Origin of the sequence: Pannonibacter sp. I15F10I1 (genome assembly GCF_900185665.1) — a bacterium.
Classification (GTDB): Bacteria; Pseudomonadota; Alphaproteobacteria; order Rhizobiales; family Stappiaceae; genus Pannonibacter; species Pannonibacter indicus.
The window spans coordinates 161870-178863 of sequence record NZ_FYAN01000002.1; the positions used below are offsets into that span (position 1 = coordinate 161870).

Sequence of the window (16994 nt, forward strand, 5' to 3'; positions counted from 1 at the left end):
CCAAGCGCAGCGCGAGCCGGGGACTACTCGCTTGCAGAGAGGCCGTTGTCTGAAGACGTGCGGCAACCGAGGCTTTCTGGTGCGTATCTCAGCCCCTCGCCTCACCCTCACCGCTCTGCGAACGAGTAGGCCCCGGATCTCCGCTCCGCTGCGTCCGGGGCGACGCCGGAGATGTGGAGCCATCCGGCACCGCGTTGGTGCAGACCCGTTGCGTGGTCTTCCCCGCTCCCCCCCAAACAACAAAGGCCGTCCCAATGGGACGGCCTTGAATGATCGCGAAACGCTGACGGCTCAGAAGCGGTAGTCGTCTTCTTCCTCGTCGTCGTTCTTCTTCGAGCCCTTGAGCGCGTTGAGCTTGGCGAAGACCGCATCGGCGTCGATCTCTTCTTCCACTTCGCGCTGCGGGCGGTCGCGGGTGAAGGCGGCGGCGATGGCTTCCTCGCTCGTGGTGTCTTCCACCGGAGCCAGCAGTTCGGTGTAATCGGTCTCCGGACGCGGCGGGGCGTTCTTGGCGGCCTTTTCCACTTCCATGTCCAGCTCAAGCTGGCTGCACAGGCCCAGCGTCACCGGGTCGGATGCCGTCAGGTTGGACGAGTTCCAGTGGGTGCGCTCGCGGATGGCGGCGATGGTCGGCTTGGTGGTGCCGACAAGGCGCATGATCTGCGCATCCTTCAGCTCCGGATGGTTGCGCACCAGCCAGAGAATGGCGTTCGGGCGGTCCTGACGGCGCGACACCGGGGTGTAGCGCGGGCCACGGCGCTTGCTTTCCGGCACGACGACCTTGGAACCCTGCAGCTTCAGCTGATAGTTCGGATCACGCTGCGCACGCTCGATTTCCTCGCGGCTGAGCTGACCGGTCATCACCGGATCCAGACCCTTGATGCCCTGTGCGGCTTCACCGTCGGCGATCGCCTTCACTTCCAGCGGATGCAGTTTGCAGAAGGCGGCGATCTGAGTGAAGCTCAGCGCCGTGTTGTCCACCAGCCAGACGGCAGTGGCCTTCGGCATAAGAGGCGTGTTCGACATCGGTGTAAAATCCTCCTGTCGGCTTCTCCGCCCGGCAAGGCGAAAAAGCGGTATTCCATGTTCGAATGAATGGGAGATTGACCACAATATAGGCTGAGACGGCTTAAAAGGCAAACGCGCAAGCGCGCCTGCCTCAAAGAATCTCGACCTTTTCTGCCGCAACGTCAGACGGCACCACCATCGCCGCCTAGACGGTGAGGACAATCTTGCCGATATGGCCGGAGCTTTCCATCCGCCGGTGCGCATCGGCGGCCCGCTCCAGCGGGAAAGTCGAATCCATCACCGGCCGGATGGTGCCATTTGCGATCAGCGGCCAGACATGAGTCTCAAGCGCCGCCGCAATCGCCGCCTTGAAGTCATTGTCGCGCGGGCGAAGGGTCGATCCGGTGTGAATGAGGCGCTTCATCATCAGGCGGTTGAAGTTCACCTCCATGGCCACCCCGTTGAGATTGGCGATCTGGCAGATACGCCCCTCGATGGCCGCCACCTGCCAGTTCTTCTCGACATAATCGCCACCCACCATGTCGAGGATGACATGAATGCCCGCCCCGCCGGTGATGCGGCCGATTTCCTCGACGAAATCCTGGGTGTTGTAGTTGATGGCGTGATCCGCGCCGAGCTTCAGCACCGCCTGGCGCTTGTCCTCCGAGCCCACGGTGGTGAAGACTTCGGCGCCAAAGGCCTTGGCCAGCTGGATTGCCGTGGTGCCAATGCCGGAGGTGCCGCCATGCACCAGAAAGCGTTCCCCGGCCTTCAGCCCCACCCGGTCGAACACATTGCTCCAGACGGTGAAGAAGGTCTCCGGCAGAGCCGCAGCTTCCACGATGGAAAGACCGGAAGGCACCGGCAGCGCGTGGCGCTCGTCCACCTTGCAGTATTCGGCATAGCCCCCCCCCGCCACAAGCGCCGTCACCTGATCACCGATGTTGAACCGCTCGGCGCCCGGGCCACGGTCCACCACCGTGCCGGCCACTTCAAGGCCCGGCAGGTCGGACGCGCCCTTGGGGGCCGGATAGAGCCCCATGCGCTGCATCACATCCGGCCGGTTGACGCCCGCCGCCTCGACCTTGATGAGGATTTCGCCCTTTTGTGCCACCGGCAGATGCCGCTTCTCCGGCGCCAGCACATCCGGCCCGCCGGGAACCGGAATCGCCATCACGGTCATCTCCTGCGGCAGGCCGGGCGGAATGCTGGACGGAATGGCGGACATGGCAATCTCCCTGTATCTGTCTGAAGCGGTTCACACTCTCGCCCGGCACTGTAGAGTCTGTCCGGCGAAAGTGGAAACCGGTTTTCCCGGAAATCGCACGCAAGGCTGCCCTCCCCTCACATGCAAGGTCTCTCCTGAAAGACTGACAGACGCCGCGCCCTGTCCTATTCTTGTCCGCTGGCACAAGCGCGGCGGAGAGGGTTTCAGATCGGGACCTGTTCCGGAATGGGCCACACCCGCCGTGCCAGCCTGTGCCACTGCGCCTGCAAGGCACGGCAGAAAGAGGAGGAGAAGGCAGATGAGTGACGACAACATCTGGGCAGCACCAAAGGCAGCTTCGGCGGTCTTTGTTCCGGGCAGTGATCTCTCGCGTCTGTCCGTGGCCGAGCTGCAGACAGAGATCTCCAACCTGCAAGCAGAGATCGTCCGTCTTCAGCGGGAAATTGACGCCAGAAGCGGTGTTCGTGCAGCAGCCGATGCGCTGTTCAAGCCATCATCCTCATGAGGTGAGAAAAAATCCCAGCATCACCAGACCGTTAAAGGTGGCTAACGGAACGGCATCATTAAAATTTTATTCATTTACGCCATATTAAGCCTTCCGGGAGATAACTGTGAGTGTCCAGTTATCTGGATTCCTGAGTGGCTCCTGTCCACTCTGTTTGACGCCTCCCTGTTAATGACTTCGAGCCGCGCGCGCGCGGCTCTTTTTTTCGCCATCGTGACATTGTAAGCAGGGATTCGGTTCACCGCAGCGCCATGGGCACAGCGGCTGGCACGGCAGTTGCTCTTCATCCTGTCAAGAAATCCGCGCGTTTCAAATCGGAACAGAAGCGGATGGCTGGTCCGGAAAAGGACCGGGGTCAAATGAGAAGGCGTTAACCCATGACGGACGAAACCAGGAAGCTCAGCATCGTGCCGGAAACGGTCAGCTTCGCAGACCGCCTTGCCGCGTCCCAGCAGTTCCAGGCACTGTTTCATGAGGGCATGGCTCTCGTGGAAGAGACTGCCGCCTATCTGGACGGCAACGGCCGCAGTGAATCGAAGCGGCTGGAGCGCCCTGCCTCGCTTGCCTATGCCACCGAATCCATGCGCCTGACGACGCGCCTCATGCAGCTCGCTTCCTGGCTGCTGCTGCAGCGCGCGGTCAACGAAGGCGAGATGTCGCCTGATCAGGCCAGCACCGACAAGAATCGCGTGCGCCTCGACCGCCTGAGCAGCGCCAATTCGGGTAATTCCTTTGATGCCCTGCCGCTGCGCCTGCAGGACCTGATCCTGCGCTCCGTGCGTCTGCAGGAGCGGGTGCAGCATCTGGACGCCATGCTCTATCCGGTGGAAGAAAAGCCGGAAGAGCCGGTTCCGGCCGAAAACCCGGTGGCCCAGCAGATCGACCGCATCTTCGCGGCCTTCGGCAAGGCCGGCTGAGAGCCGGACTTTCCCCTTCCCTTCTCAGGCCCGTTCCGGGACAGGCACCGTGCCGTTCCGGAACAGCGGCTGCATCAGGCCCGGATCAGCCTGCACCGGTAAGCGCAGACAGGCCATCCCAGACCAGCTTGGTGCCGACAACGGCCATCACGGCATAGACCACGCCGTAGAAGAGCTGCGGGCGGACAATCCGCGTCAGCCGCCAGCCGGCCAGCGTTGCCAGAGGCGCCAGCGGCAGCAGCACCGCTGCGGTCGCCAGATTGGCCGCATCGAACTGGCCCAGCAGGAAATAGGGAACAAGCTTCACCACATTGACGGTGGTGAAGAAGATGACGGCCGTGCCCGCAAAGAGCGCCGGAGCAAGGCCGCGCGGCACCATGTAGATCTGATAGGGTGGCCCGCCCGTATGGCTGACGAAACTGGTGAAGCCGGAGACCGTGCCCCAGAAGACCCCAGAGGGCAGATTATGCGGCAGCGCCCCGCCTCCCCTGCGTCCCGGGCGGAACCTGTCGGCCACAAAAGCCAGCGAGATGACGCCGACCAGCAGCGTCACATGCGCGTTCTCGACGAAGGCCGCCGTCAGCCAGCCCAGCCCCACGCCCAGAATACCCGCAGGCAGCAGAATGGCGATGGCCCTGCGGTCAAACGTGCCCCGGTAGGCGGCAAGGCTCACGCCATCCATCACGATCAGCACCGGCAGCATGATGCCAGCCGCCTGAATGGGCGGAATGACCAGCGCCATAAGCGGCACGGCGAGCATGCCGATGGGCCCGCCAAAGCCGCCCTTGCCCAGCCCGGCAAGGATGACGGCCGGAATGGCCACGGCATAGAACAGCGGATCGGATATCGGAGACAGGAACATGATGAGGCTTCCGGCGGGACTGTGCCCCCGAAACTGGGGCCACTCTTTGGAGCATAGCCAAAGAGGTTAAGTAAACCCACGCCCCTGCGAATGTCTAAGCAGCCGCCCTCTTGCTTGTGCAGCGCAAGCTGCGACATTCTCCGCCACGCGGCCCGGCAAGGCACAAGCCTGCCCCGGCCGCAAGGGATGGAACCGCCGAACTGTCTGGGAGGACAAGCCATGGCCGCCAGCCGCTATCATGAAACCTATGATGCCTGGAAACGCGATCCGGAGGCCTTCTGGGCGCAGGCGGCGGCTGAGATCGACTGGTTCCGGCCCTGGGACAAGGTCTTCGATGCACAGGAAGGCGCCTATGGCCGCTGGTTCGCCGGGGCCGAGACGAACACCTGCTACAACTGCCTCGACCGGCACGTGGCCCGCGGCCGTGCCGGACAGACAGCCCTGATTTACGACAGCCCCATCACCCGGACGCAGGCCGCCTATACATATCAGGAAATGCTCGACCAGGTTCAGGCCATGGCAGCCGTGCTGCAGGACCATGGGATCGGCAAGGGCGACCGCGTCATTCTCTACATGCCGATGATTCCCCAGGCAGCCATGGCCATGCTGGCCTGCGCGCGCCTGGGGGTCATTCATTCCGTGGTCTTCGGCGGCTTTGCCGCCCATGAACTGGCCACCCGCATTGATGATGCCGCGCCCAAGGCCATCATCTGCGCCTCCTGCGGCATCGAGCCCGGCCGCGTGATTGCCTACAAGCCGCTGGTGGATGCGGCCATCGCCCAGTCGGCGCATAAGCCGGAGTTCTGCCTCGTCATCCAGCGCCCGCAGCTTGCCGCAGAGATTTCGCAGGAGCGCGACCGCGACTTCGGCGCCCTGACGGAAGCCGCGTTTCTGGCAGCCCGTCAGGTGCCTTGCGTGCCGGTGAAGGCCACCGATCCGCTTTATGTGCTTTACACCTCCGGCACCACCGGCCAGCCCAAGGGCGTGGTGCGCGACACCGGCGGCCACATGGTGGCGCTGAAATGGTCCATGTCCAACCTCTATGGCATCGCGCCCGGCGAAGTGTTCTGGGCCGCCTCCGATGTGGGCTGGGTCGTCGGCCATTCCTACATCGTCTACGGCCCTCTGCTGCAGGGCTGCACCACGCTGGTCTATGAGGGCAAGCCGGTGGGCACGCCCGATGCCGGTGCCTTCTGGCGGGTCATTTCGGAGCATTCGGTGGCAGCGCTCTTCACCGCACCCACCGCCTTCCGCGCCATCAAGAAGGAAGACCCCTACGGCAAGCTGATGGAGGATTATGACCTCAGCGGCTTCCGCACGCTGTTCCTCGCCGGCGAACGCGCCGATCCGGACACGGTGCAATGGGCGGAGGAAAAGCTCGGCGTGCCGGTGATCGACCACTGGTGGCAGACGGAGACCGGCTGGGCCATTGCGGGCAATCCGGTTGGCCTCGGCATCCTCCCCGTCAAGCGCGGCTCGCCCACGGTGGCCATGCCCGGCTATGACGTGCAGGTGCTGGATGACGCAGGCCACCCGGTGCCGCGCGGCACGCTGGGGAACATCGTCATCAAGCTGCCCCTGCCGCCCGGCTGCCTGCCGACCCTGTGGAACGCGGATGCCCGCTTCCGCAGCGCCTATCTGGACGAGTTCCCCGGCTACTACAAGACGGCGGACGCAGGCATCATCGACGAGGACGGTTATCTGTCGATCATGTCGCGCACCGACGACATCATCAACGTGGCCGGGCACCGCCTGTCCACCGGCGCCATGGAAGAAGTGCTGTCCGGACACCCGGATGTCGCCGAATGCGCGGTCATCGGCATCAATGATCAGCTCAAGGGTCAGCTGCCCTGCGGCTTCGTCGTGCTGAAGGCAGGCGTCAACCGGCCGCATGACGAGGTGGAGACAGAGCTTGTCCGCCGCGTGCGCGATGTCATCGGCCCGGTCGCGGCCTTCAAGATCGCCGTCACCGTCGACCGCCTGCCCAAGACCCGCTCCGGCAAGATCCTGCGCGGCACCATGCGGCAGATCGCTGACGGGCAGGAGTTCCGCATTCCCGCGACGATCGACGATCCGGCCATCCTTGACGAGATCGAGACGGCCCTCAGGGAATATGGTGTTCTGACAAGGACCTGAGACACAGGGCCGCGGTCAGCCATCGACAGGCTGACCGCAAGGCCCTATTGTTGCGCGCGGAACGGCCCTCTCCCGGGCGGTTCACCCCTTGCACAACAACGAGGATTTTCCCTTGTCCCTCACCAACAAGGTTGCCATCGTCACCGGCGCCTCGCGCGGTATCGGTCTTGCCATTGCACGGCGCTTTCTGAGCGACGGCGCCAGGGTCGTCATCGCGGATATCGACGACGAAGCCGGCGAAGCCGCAGCCGAAGAGCTGAAGCCGCTGGGCGATGTGCTCTATGTCAACTGCAACGTCGCCGAAGCGCTGGACGTGCGCAATCTGGTCGCCGAAACGCTGAATGCCTTCGGCGACATCGACATTCTGGTCAATAACGCGGGCATCGTTGCCGGCACCGATTTCCTCAATCTGGAGGAAGCCGATTTTGACCGGGTCATTCAGGTCAATCTGAAGGGCTCTTTCCTCGTGTCGCAGGCCGTTGCCCGCCACATGGTGGAGCGCGTCGAGGCCGGCGGCACGCCGGGCTGCATCATCAACATGTCCTCGATCAACGCAGTTCTGGCGATCCCCTCGCAGATCCCCTACTGCGTGTCGAAGGGCGGCCTTGCCCAGCTGACGCGCGCCACGGCACTTTCGCTGGCGCCCTACGGCATCCGCGTCAACGCCATCGGCCCCGGCTCGATCATGACCGACATGCTGGCGGCGGTGAATTCCGACAAGGCCGCAAAGAACCGCATCCTGTCACGCACCCCGCTCGGCCGGATCGGCGAAGCTTCGGAAATTGCCTCCGTCGCCGCCTTCCTTGCCTCGGACGACGCATCCTACATGACCGGCCAGACGCTCTACGTGGACGGCGGCCGCATGCCGCTCAACTACACGGTCGCCGTTCCGGACGGCGACTGAGGTTTCCGCATTCGGACACAACAAGCGGCGGCCGTTCCCTGAACGCGCCGCCGCAGCTTTTTCAGGCCCCGGCCAGCGCATCCTCGCGGCTAGCGTCGAACTGGAGGCGGGCGAGGCGGGCATAAAGGCCGCCCTCGGCGACAAGATCCGCGTGCCGGCCCATCTCCACGATGCGGCCCTCTTCCATGACGATGATCCGGTCCGCCTTCAGCACCGTGGCAAGGCGGTGGGCGATGACCAGCGTGGTGCGGCCCTGCATCAGTTGCTCCAGCGCCTTCTGCACCTGCACCTCGCTTTCCGCATCCAGCGCGCTTGTCGCCTCGTCCAGCAGCAGCACCGGGGCATCCTTGAGGATGGCACGGGCGATGGCAATGCGCTGGCGCTGGCCGCCGGAGAGCGTCACACCGCGCTCGCCGATTACCGTGTCATAGCCCTGCGGCATGGCGGAGATGAAATCATGGGCACGGGCAGCGCGGGCGGCCGCATGGATTTCCTCCAGCGAGGCACCCGGGCGGCCATAGGCGATGTTTTCCGCCGCCGTAGTGCCAAACACCACTGTGTCCTGCGGCACCAGCGCGATGCGGGAGCGCAGGGCCTGCGGGCTGACATCGCGCAGGTCAACGCCATCCAGACACACGCGGCCGGCCACCGGGTCATAGAAACGCATCAGCAGGTGGAAGAGCGTCGACTTGCCTGCCCCCGACGGCCCGACGATGGCGACCGTTTCGCCCGCCTTCACGTCAAGGGTCACCTCCCGCACCACGGGACCACCGCCGGTGTGGCCATAGGCGAAGCTGACGCCCTCGAAGCTCACTTCGCCGCGCGCCGGGCTTGGCAGGGGCTTGGGATGGGCAGGCGCCTTGATCACCGGCTCGATGCGCAGGATCTCGCCCAGCCGCTCGGCAGCGCCCGCAGCCTGCGAAATCTCGCCCCAGACCTGCGACAGCTCGCCCAGAGCCCCGGCGGCAAGGATTGAATAGAGCAGGAACTGGCCGAGTTCTCCGCCGGTCATCCGGCCCTCGAACACGTCCCCCGCGCCAATCCACAAGACCGCCACCACGCTGGAGGCGATGATGAAGATGGCAAAGCCCGTGAGAACCGCCCTGGCACCCATGGCGCTGCGCGCTGCGCCAAACGCCTCTTCCACCGCCTTGCGGAACTTGCCTGCCGCAACGCTTTCGCTGGTGAAGGCCTGCAGCGCCCGGATGGCGCCCAGCATTTCCGAGGCAAAGGCGGAAGCACCGGCCAGCGTGTCCTGCGCCCGGCGCGAGCGCTTGCGCACCGAGCGGCCGAAACCGATCAGGGGCAGCACGATCACCGGAATGGCGGCCAGCACGATGACGGACAGGCGCGGGCTGGTGAAGACCATCAGCGACACCGCGCCGATGAACATCACCAGATTGCGCATGGCGATGGAGGCGCTGGCACCGAAGGCGGACTTGATCTGGGTGGTGTCCGCCGTCAGCCGCGACAGGATCTCGCCAGAGCGGGCGCTGTCATAGAAGGCCGGGCTAAGCCCCGTCAGATGGGCGAAGACATCCGCCCGCACATCGGCAACGATGCGCTCGCCGATCCACATGACGAGGAAATACCGGCAGGAACTGGCAAGCGCGAGGGCAGCCGCAACGCCGATCAGCATCAGGAAGTAGGAGTTGACCAGCGCCGGATCGCCTGCAGTGAAGCCGTTGTCGATCATCCGCCGCACGGCCACAGGCAGAACCAGCGTGACGGAGGCCGCCGCAAACAGCGCCGCCATCGCCCCGGCAACCATCCAGCGGTAACGCAGCACATAGGGGAGAAGCTGCGCCAGCGGCCGCAGGGAGCGGCGGCGTGCGTCAGCCTCGTCTTCAGCGCCCTGCATTGCCGTATTTGCGTCTCTTGCGCCGTCAAACTGCCCGCTCATTTGCCTGCCCGTCAGCTCTGTCAACCTGTCCTGCCATCACTTGGCCCATGGCAGCGGCAATTCCAAGCGGAAAAAGGCGCCCGCAAGCGTTTGCCTGCCCTTGTCTTGCCTGCCGTCTTGAGATATAGCAGCGCCTCATGTTTCAAGGGTCACGCGTGCGGAAGACGTTCGCTGGCTCAAATTTCAGGACTTGCATCTCGCCGGAACGCCCTCACGGGTGTGTGGGCAGGTGCTGGAAAGGACCGGCGATGAAAGCGAACATCCATCCCGATTACCACGGCATCAAGGTCGTGATGACCGATGGCACGGAATACATGACCCGTTCGACCTACGGCAAGGAAGGTGACACGCTCACCCTCGACATCGATCCGACCTCCCACCCGGCCTGGACCGGTGGCGACCGTCAGATCATGGACCGTGGCGGCCGCGTCTCGCGCTTCAAGAACAAGTTCGCAGGCTTCCTGGGCTCCTGAGCCCCAGCACTGCAGATCTTGCAAGCATCAAAAAACCCCCGGACCTGACTGGCCGGGGGTTTTTCGTGTTTTCTGATTTTCGTGTTGTCTGCGGGCTCCGCTTCAGCCGGTTGGCGCTTCGGTCCCGGTTGGCAGCTGGCGGAAGCCCCGCCAGCTCATGCTTCCTGTCATGTCACAGTTGCTTCAGGTCAGACCAGACCTCAGTGCATCGTGGCTTTCGACTGGATTTTAAAGATCTCTTCCTTGAGCTTGAGCTTCTTGCGCTTCATCTCGGCCAGTTCGAGCGTGTCGACGCTCGGGTGCCGCAGGGCCGTTTCGATCTCTTCGTCGAGGGCTGCGTGGCGGCGCTCCAGTTCTGCAAGATGCGACTGCATTGACATGGATAGTGCTCCTTGTCCTGTTGGCTCAGACAGACAGATGTTGCCACACATTTTGCCGGCTTGTCGAATGCATTTCATGGGACCCGCTCTGCATCTGGCGCATAGTGCAGTGCAAAATAAAAACTACACTTACGTAAGAATTAAAATCACAAGAATAATAGAGGGATTCTATTCTATTGCACCGCACCATAAAACCGGAATTTGTCCACGCCCACAATGTGTTGGGACCACCCGGTGCAAATTTGGCTCGCAGAAACGCAGGCAGCGGTGTACGGTTTCTCCACCGCGATTGGAGTTGCAAGGCGCGATGGGCCGGGGAGCACTTGTGCCAGGATCAGAGCACTTGAGCCCGGCGTGTATTGTGTCTGGGGAGAGCGATGCCGGAAGCTAATGAACAGGCCGTGCGAGTTGAGCTGGCGCAGCTGCGCCAGGAGCACCGTGACCTTGATACCGCCATTCAGGCCCTTGCCGGCACCGGCAGCGCAGATGCCCTGCAGCTGCAGCGCCTGAAAAAGAAGAAACTGATGATCCGCGACCGGATCGCCATTCTGGAAGACCAGCTTTTCCCGGATATCATCGCCTGATCCTCAGGGGCTGAAAAATGCCGGATCGCAGGCCCTTGCGGCCTTGCGCCACGCCTTGCCGTGCCTATAATCCGCGCCTTCTCAAGGCTTGATGCGCCAGCATCTCAGAGACTTGGTATAAGGAGACAGCATGGCAAACGGGCCCGCACCGGTCGCAATCATCATGGGCAGCCAGTCCGACTGGCCGACCATGAAACACGCCGCAGATACGCTTGACCGTCTGGGGGTCGCCTATGAGGCCCGCATCGTCTCCGCCCACCGCACGCCCGAGCGCATGTTCGACTTCGCCAGGGCCGCACGCGGAAACGGGGTCAAGGTCATCATCGCAGGTGCCGGCGGGGCCGCCCATCTGCCTGGCATGACCGCCGCCCTCACACCGCTGCCGGTGTTCGGCGTGCCGATCGAATCGCGCACCCTGAAAGGCGAAGACAGCCTCCTGTCCATCGTGCAGATGCCTGCCGGCATTCCCGTCGGCACGCTGGCCATCGGCCGCGCCGGTGCCGTCAACGCCGCCCTGCTCGCCGCCTCCGTCCTTGCCCTCACCGATGACGGGCTCGCCGGCCGGCTCGACAGCTACCGCGCCGAACAGACGGCTTCCGTTGCCGATTTCCCGAGCGACGAGGCCTGACCCCGGATGAGCCAGTTTCCTGACGACGGCCGTATCCTGAAGCCCGGCAGCACCATCGGCATTCTCGGTGGCGGCCAGCTGGGCCGCATGCTCGCCCTTGCCGGTGCCAGCCTTGGCCTGAAGAGCCATATCTATTGCCCGGAAGCCGGAAGCCCCGCCTTCGAGGTCGCGGCCGCGCACACACAGGCGGCCTATGAGGACCTTGCCGCGCTGGAGGCCTTTGCCCGCAGCGTCGATGTGGTGACGTATGAGTTCGAGAATGTGCCCGGCCCAACAGCGGCGCATCTTGCCTCCTTCGTGCCCGTCCGCCCCGGCCCGCGCGCCCTTGCCGTGTCGCAGGACCGGCTGAGCGAGAAGGACTTTCTCTCCGGCGCAGGCATTGCCCTTGCCGGCTATGCCGCCATTGACAGCCTTGCGGATCTGAACGCCGCGCTCGACCGCTTCGGCGGACAGGGCGTCCTGAAGACGCGCCGCTTCGGCTATGACGGCAAGGGCCAGGCGATGATCCGCGACCGCGCCACCGCAGCCGATGCGCTGGCGAAACTTGGCGGCAAGGATCTGGTGCTGGAACAGCTCATCCCCTTCACCCGTGAAGTCTCTGTCGTCGCCGCACGCGGCATCAATGGCGACATCGCCTGCTACGACATCACCGAGAACCACCACGAGCACCACATCCTCAAGACCTCCACCGTTCCGGCCAGTGTCACGCCGGCCACGGCGGACAAGGCGCGGGAGATTGCCCGGCGCGTGGTCGACAGTCTCGGCTACGTAGGCGTGACCGGCGTGGAAATGTTCGTCACCGGCTCCGGTGCGGACGAGGACCTGCTGGTCAATGAGATTGCCCCGCGCGTGCACAACTCCGGCCACTGGACGCAGGACGCCTGCCTCGTGTCCCAGTTCGAGCAGCACATGCGCGCCGTTGCAGGCTGGCCGCTGGGCAATCCGGCGCGCCACAGCGATGTGGTGATGGAAAACCTGATCGGCGCCGATGCCGAGGGCTGGGCCGCTGTGCTCGCCGAGCCCGGCGCAAGGCTGCATCTCTACGGCAAGGCCGAAATCCGGCAGGGGCGCAAGATGGGCCACGTCAACCGCATCCGCCCGAAGGCAGGTGGCTGACATCCCGCTGGCGGCATGAATCAAAAGGCCCGGTGGAAGCGCTCCGCCGGGCCTTTTTCCGTTTCGTAGCACCAAAGCCTGCTCTGCTGACGCATCACGCCTTGAAAAGGCTCACACGCCACGCGGGCTTGAATCAGCCTCTGGACACCAGCCCCAGCCGCTCGCGCTGGGAGAAGCGCCAGATGGCGAGAACAGCGGTGAAGGCAAGGCCAACGGCAAGGCCCCACCAGATGCCCACACCGCCCAGCCCGATAACAAAGGCAAGCACGTAAGCCGTGGTCATGCCGACGGCGATGTAACCGGCAAGCGCCAGCAAGAAGGGCACCATCGTGTCCCCCAGCCCGCGCAGGATGCTGCCTGCCGCCACCTGCGCCCCATCGGCCAGCTGGAAGATGGCAGCCACACCGAGAAACACCGCAGCCAGCGCCAGAACCGGCGGCGTATCCGGATGGCCGCTGTCGAGGAACAGGCCGACCAGAAACTCCGGAATCGTCCAGAAGGTGATGGCAGCGCAGCCCATGGAGACGAGCGCAAGGCCGAGCGTGACCCAGCCGGCCCGGGCAACCGCGGACCGGTCCCGCTGACCGGCGGCGATGCCGATGCGGCTCATGCCCGCCTGGCTGATGCCCAGCGGGATCATGAAGGTGATGGCCGCCAGTTGCAGGGCGATGCCATGGGCTGCAAGGGAAACCGTTCCCAGCCAGCCCATCATCAGTGTCGATCCGGAGAACAGGAGGCCTTCGGCCACGATGGTCGCGCCGATGGGTGTGCCGACCTTGATGATCGTGAAGAAATCCGGCCAGTCCGGCCGCCAGATCCGTCCGAAAATGGCAAAGCGGCGCAGACGGCGGTGCCGCGTGACATAAACCGCCAGCAGCAGGAAACCGAAGCTGGACGTCAGGACCGAGGCAATGGCCGCCCCCACCAGCTCCAGCCTTGGGAAGCCGAAATTGCCGAAAATCAGCAGATAGTTGAGACCCCCGTTGAGGAAGGCGGAAAGCACCGTGACCCAGAGCACCATCTGCGTCAGGCCGGTGACCGTCAGGAAGGAGCGCAGCGCCATGACCGCAAGCGCGGGGAACAGCGACCACTGCATCACCCGGACATAGGCCCCGGCGGCCGCAGAAATCTGCGGTTCCTGCCCCAGAACCAGGAGGATATCCTCGCTGAACCACAGGAGCAGCCACACCGGCCCGCAGTAACAGGCCACGATCCACAGCCCCATGCGGACGGAACGGCGCATGGCGCGGGCATCCTTGCGCCCGCGCGCGGCCGCTGCCAGCGGCACGATGGCCTGGCAGACGCCCATGCCGAACATCCAGAACAGGATATAGACATTCTGCGCCAGAACCACGGCGCCAAGCTCGACGGCACCAAGCCATCCCACCATGATCACGTCGGTGGTGTTGATGGCCATCTGCGCCAGCTGGGCACCGGCCAGTGGCAGGCCCAGCACGAGTGTCGGACGGATATCACTGAGCCAGAGGCTCTTCGCCGGAAGAGCGGCAGGGGCATTCGGGGGTGAGGTCTGCATGACAGGCTCCGGAAAGCGCGGCAGGCACGTCTCCCGTCAGATCAATGGCATGCGGGGGCGGTGCAATGAAGGAACTCCCCACCGGCATGGAGGGCATGCCTGTTTGATGGGCAGAAAGAGGTAGACCCTTTGGCAGCCCCTGTCCACCCGCAATACTGGCACACCCGCCGCACAACCAGTTCTGCCGCAACGGGACCAGGCTGGCGCTTTCGCAGGCGCAGAGCGCAAGCAGAGTGGACATTGCGGCCAAATTCTGATAACACGCGCGCCAGTGAGCGGTGGTGGCTGCGAGAACAGGCCTTTCAGGCCGGGGCGCGCCACAGGCCTTGCTTTCTAAACATCATGTCTACAGCACTCCTGCCTCTGGCGGGATGTGGAACGATAGGGTCAGACGCGTGCAGGTTCTGGTTCGCGACAACAATGTTGATCAGGCGCTTCGTGCGCTGAAGAAAAAGTTGCAGCGTGAAGGCGTATTCCGCGAAATGAAGCTTCGCGGCCACTACGAAAAGCCTTCCGTGAAGAAGGCGCGCGAGAAGGCTGAAGCTGTCCGCCGCGCCCGCAAGCTTGCGCGCAAGCGCGCGCAGCGCGAGGGCCTGGTCCCCGGCCGCGCCACGCACTGAAAGCTCACGCTCTGGAAGCTGGTGAAACACTGGCCAGGCGCGCAGCGCGCGAGAGGGCTATGCCTTAAAGATTCTGAAAAGACCGGCTGGATTTCCGGCCGGTCTTTTTATGTTGCCTGCAAGCCTTGAGACCGCTACGGCAAACGGGCGGCACGGCTGGCATTGTCAAAGCGTGTTTAAGACGGCAGGGTGAAGCCTCCATGAGGCCTCTGTATCAGGACGGATGATTCGGATGGGCGTTTTTGCAGGCATTCTTCCCCGGACCAGTATCAAGCTGGCAGCGCGGCTGACGGGTGCTGCGGCACTCTGCCTCGTGCTGGCGGCCTGCCAGACCTCGGACATCTACAGCAATGTGCCCATTGACCGGGCGGCAGGGTCCAGCGCCAACATCGATTCACTGACGGCCGTGATCCAGTCCAACCCGCGGGACGCCAGCGCCTATAACACGCGCGGCATTGCCTATGGCCAGGCTGGCCGCCTCGACAAGGCGATGGAAGATTTCAACACCGCGCTGCAGCTTGACCCCAATTCCTATCAGGCTTTCGCCAACCGTGCGCTTGTCGAGCGCCGCCGGGGCAACATGCCCAATGCCATCGCCGATTATGACCGGGCGCTGCGCATCAACCCGGCCTATGACACCGCGCTTATCGGCCGCGGCAACACCTACCGTCTGATGGGCCGCTACAATGAGGCCCTGCGCGACTTTGACGAGGCGATCCGCCGCAACTCCTATGACGCCCGGGCCTTCCACAACCGTGGCCTGATCTATCAGGCACAGGGCCAGCACACCTTCGCCATCGAGGACTTCTCGACCGCCATCGTGCTGAACCCCAAGGCGGAAGAGCCCTATACCGCCCGCGGCATTTCCTATCTCAAGATCAACGATCCTGCGGCGGCCCTGTCGGATCTGTCCGATGCGGTCAACCTCGACAAGAACTCCGCCATGGCCTGGGCCGGGCGCGGTGTGGCGCTGGAAATGCAAGGCAAATATACCGACGCGGTGCGCAGCTACAACCGCGCCCTCGGCCTCGACAGCACCAACGATCTTGCCCGTGAAGGCCTGGGCCGCGCCCAGCGCGCCCAGCAGCAGGCTTCCCGCTAACCCTGGCTCTCAGAACGGCGCAGGCGCCTCGAACCGCATGCGCTCGCCCGTCACCGGATGGGTGAATTCCAGCATCTGCGCATGCAGCGCCAGACGCGGGGACGCCTTGCGGGCTTCCTCATGCGCATAAAGGCTGTCGCCGATGATGGGATGGCCGAGGCTGAGCATATGCACCCGCAGCTGATGCGAGCGGCCCGTGATGGGCGTCAGCAGCATGCGGGTAAAATCCCCCTCTATGCCGCCATTGCGCCACTGGGTCACCGAAGGACGGCCTTCCTCGAAACAGATCTTCTGCTTCGGCCGGTTCGGCCAGTCGACGATGAGCGGCAGGTTCACTTCCCCAGCCTCCCCTTCGACATGGCCATGGACCAGCGCAATATAGGCCTTGTCCGTTTCGCGCCGCTCGAACTGCATGGAAAGCTGCCGGTGCGCTTCCGCGTTCAACCCCATGACCATGATGCCGGAGGTGTCGAGATCAAGCCGGTGGACGATCCGCGCTCCGCGCACCATCCGCGACACGCGGGTGGCAAGGCTGTCATCGCGCCCCTCGCCCTTGCCGGTGACACTCAAAAGCCCGTGCGGCTTGACCACGACAAGCACGTCACGGTCCTGAAACAGGATCTGCAGGGGGCCTTGCGGCGGCGTGTAATCAAAGGGAAGCGGCTGGCTCTGGTCCATGCCAGAGCGTATGGCGCGGCGCATGCGCATTTGCAAGAAAAAGCCGCGGACAGCGCCACCCGGACATGACAAAGCCCGCAGCATGGGCTGCGGGCCTTGTCATGTCCCGAGAAGGATGGATCAGACGGTCAGGATCGCCAGAATGCACGTCAGGGCGAAGACGGCGGCGGGCGGGATCCAGCCCTTTTCGCCAAGGGCGAAGCCGATGCCGACGGTCACCAGATTGGCGATCAGCATGATCCAGCCAAGAACCAGCGCAGCCGTGCCGCCAAAGGCGAACATGAGCAGCGTCACCACGATGGACAGGACCGAGATCGTCCCGATCTTCGAGGCGTTGATGAAGCCTTCGTAGGTCCGCTCGTGCTCGGCGTAATCCATGGAAGAAGAAGAAGTGGAGTTGGACATCAGATTCCCCC

General features: G+C 64.0%; 18 protein-coding genes. 10 read left to right on the forward strand and 8 right to left on the reverse strand.

Annotation, left to right across the window (positions count from 1 at the left end; translation table 11 throughout):
* Window positions 1–291: 291 nt before the first annotated feature.
* Window positions 292–1026 (reverse strand): DUF1013 domain-containing protein, encoded by a 735-nt coding sequence (locus tag IF10I1_RS00685; protein ID WP_050472456.1) that lies wholly within the window; start codon window positions 1024–1026, stop codon window positions 292–294.
* A 187-nt stretch (window positions 1027–1213) separates the two neighbouring features.
* Window positions 1214–2236, reverse strand: coding sequence for an NAD(P)H-quinone oxidoreductase (locus tag IF10I1_RS00690; RefSeq protein ID WP_186391766.1), 1023 nt, complete (start codon window positions 2234–2236; stop codon window positions 1214–1216).
* A 298-nt stretch (window positions 2237–2534) separates the two neighbouring features.
* Here IF10I1_RS00690 and IF10I1_RS00695 point away from each other — a divergent pair, with 298 nt between their 5' ends.
* Window positions 2535–2741, forward strand: a complete 207-nt coding sequence (locus IF10I1_RS00695) for a DUF1192 domain-containing protein (protein WP_050472454.1) — start codon at window positions 2535–2537, stop codon at window positions 2739–2741.
* Window positions 2742–3118: 377 nt separating this feature from the next.
* Window positions 3119–3658, forward strand: coding sequence for a DUF1465 family protein (locus IF10I1_RS00700; protein ID WP_186391765.1), 540 nt, complete (start codon window positions 3119–3121; stop codon window positions 3656–3658).
* Between the two features lie 85 nt (window positions 3659–3743).
* Here the strand turns inward: IF10I1_RS00700 and IF10I1_RS00705 are convergent, their stop codons facing one another.
* Window positions 3744–4520: a sulfite exporter TauE/SafE family protein gene (locus IF10I1_RS00705; RefSeq protein WP_186391764.1), complete on the reverse strand. Its 777-nt coding sequence runs from the start codon at window positions 4518–4520 to the stop codon at window positions 3744–3746.
* 219 nt (window positions 4521–4739) lie between these two features.
* Between IF10I1_RS00705 and IF10I1_RS00710 the strand changes: the two genes are divergently transcribed.
* Both IF10I1_RS00710 and IF10I1_RS00715 read left to right on the forward strand, forming a co-directional pair.
* Entirely contained in the window at window positions 4740–6656 is a 1917-nt protein-coding gene (locus IF10I1_RS00710; RefSeq protein ID WP_186391763.1) for a propionyl-CoA synthetase, read from the forward strand.
* A gap of 112 nt (window positions 6657–6768) precedes the next feature.
* Window positions 6769–7560, forward strand: coding sequence for an SDR family NAD(P)-dependent oxidoreductase (locus tag IF10I1_RS00715; RefSeq protein ID WP_050472555.1), 792 nt, complete (start codon window positions 6769–6771; stop codon window positions 7558–7560).
* Window positions 7561–7621: 61 nt separating this feature from the next.
* On the opposite strand, the gene IF10I1_RS00720 is transcribed toward IF10I1_RS00715, so the two are convergent.
* The gene (locus IF10I1_RS00720) at window positions 7622–9421 is read right to left on the reverse strand and encodes an ABC transporter transmembrane domain-containing protein (protein ID WP_186391850.1); all 1800 of its coding nucleotides are present in this window, start codon (window positions 9419–9421) and stop codon (window positions 7622–7624) included.
* A gap of 290 nt (window positions 9422–9711) precedes the next feature.
* Here IF10I1_RS00720 and rpmE point away from each other — a divergent pair, with 290 nt between their 5' ends.
* On the forward strand, window positions 9712–9936 hold the full coding sequence (gene rpmE / locus IF10I1_RS00725; RefSeq protein ID WP_019965135.1) for a 50S ribosomal protein L31: 225 nt from the start codon (window positions 9712–9714) through the stop codon (window positions 9934–9936).
* A gap of 200 nt (window positions 9937–10136) precedes the next feature.
* On the opposite strand, the gene IF10I1_RS00730 is transcribed toward rpmE, so the two are convergent.
* Window positions 10137–10316: a YdcH family protein gene (locus IF10I1_RS00730; protein WP_026355828.1), complete on the reverse strand. Its 180-nt coding sequence runs from the start codon at window positions 10314–10316 to the stop codon at window positions 10137–10139.
* A 377-nt stretch (window positions 10317–10693) separates the two neighbouring features.
* On the opposite strand from IF10I1_RS00730, the gene IF10I1_RS00735 reads away from it, so the two are divergent.
* From IF10I1_RS00735 to IF10I1_RS00745, 3 genes are all read left to right on the forward strand, one after another.
* A complete protein-coding gene (locus IF10I1_RS00735) occupies window positions 10694–10900 on the forward strand; it encodes a YdcH family protein (RefSeq protein WP_019965137.1) in 207 nt (68 codons plus the stop codon).
* 130 nt (window positions 10901–11030) lie between these two features.
* Window positions 11031–11528 carry a 5-(carboxyamino)imidazole ribonucleotide mutase gene (gene purE, locus IF10I1_RS00740; RefSeq protein ID WP_094463533.1) on the forward strand — a complete coding sequence of 166 codons (498 nt, stop codon included), beginning with the start codon at window positions 11031–11033 and terminating at the stop codon, window positions 11526–11528.
* Between the two features lie 6 nt (window positions 11529–11534).
* Window positions 11535–12644, forward strand: coding sequence for a 5-(carboxyamino)imidazole ribonucleotide synthase (locus tag IF10I1_RS00745; protein WP_186391762.1), 1110 nt, complete (start codon window positions 11535–11537; stop codon window positions 12642–12644).
* Between the two features lie 133 nt (window positions 12645–12777).
* Here IF10I1_RS00745 and IF10I1_RS00750 read toward each other — a convergent pair whose 3' ends face one another.
* Window positions 12778–14178 carry an MATE family efflux transporter gene (locus tag IF10I1_RS00750; RefSeq protein ID WP_186391761.1) on the reverse strand — a complete coding sequence of 467 codons (1401 nt, stop codon included), beginning with the start codon at window positions 14176–14178 and terminating at the stop codon, window positions 12778–12780.
* Between the two features lie 395 nt (window positions 14179–14573).
* Here IF10I1_RS00750 and rpsU point away from each other — a divergent pair, with 395 nt between their 5' ends.
* Complete coding sequence (gene rpsU, locus IF10I1_RS00755) at window positions 14574–14798, forward strand: 30S ribosomal protein S21 (protein ID WP_040678867.1); 225 nt, start codon at window positions 14574–14576, stop codon at window positions 14796–14798.
* Window positions 14799–15030: 232 nt separating this feature from the next.
* Window positions 15031–15900: a tetratricopeptide repeat protein gene (locus IF10I1_RS00760; protein WP_186391760.1), complete on the forward strand. Its 870-nt coding sequence runs from the start codon at window positions 15031–15033 to the stop codon at window positions 15898–15900.
* 9 nt (window positions 15901–15909) lie between these two features.
* Here the strand turns inward: IF10I1_RS00760 and IF10I1_RS00765 are convergent, their stop codons facing one another.
* On the reverse strand, window positions 15910–16602 hold the full coding sequence (locus IF10I1_RS00765) for a pseudouridine synthase (RefSeq protein WP_371328658.1): 693 nt from the start codon (window positions 16600–16602) through the stop codon (window positions 15910–15912).
* A gap of 96 nt (window positions 16603–16698) precedes the next feature.
* Window positions 16699–16983, reverse strand: a complete 285-nt coding sequence (locus IF10I1_RS00770) for an aa3-type cytochrome c oxidase subunit IV (protein WP_050472553.1) — start codon at window positions 16981–16983, stop codon at window positions 16699–16701.
* Between the last annotated feature and the right edge of the window lie 11 nt (window positions 16984–16994).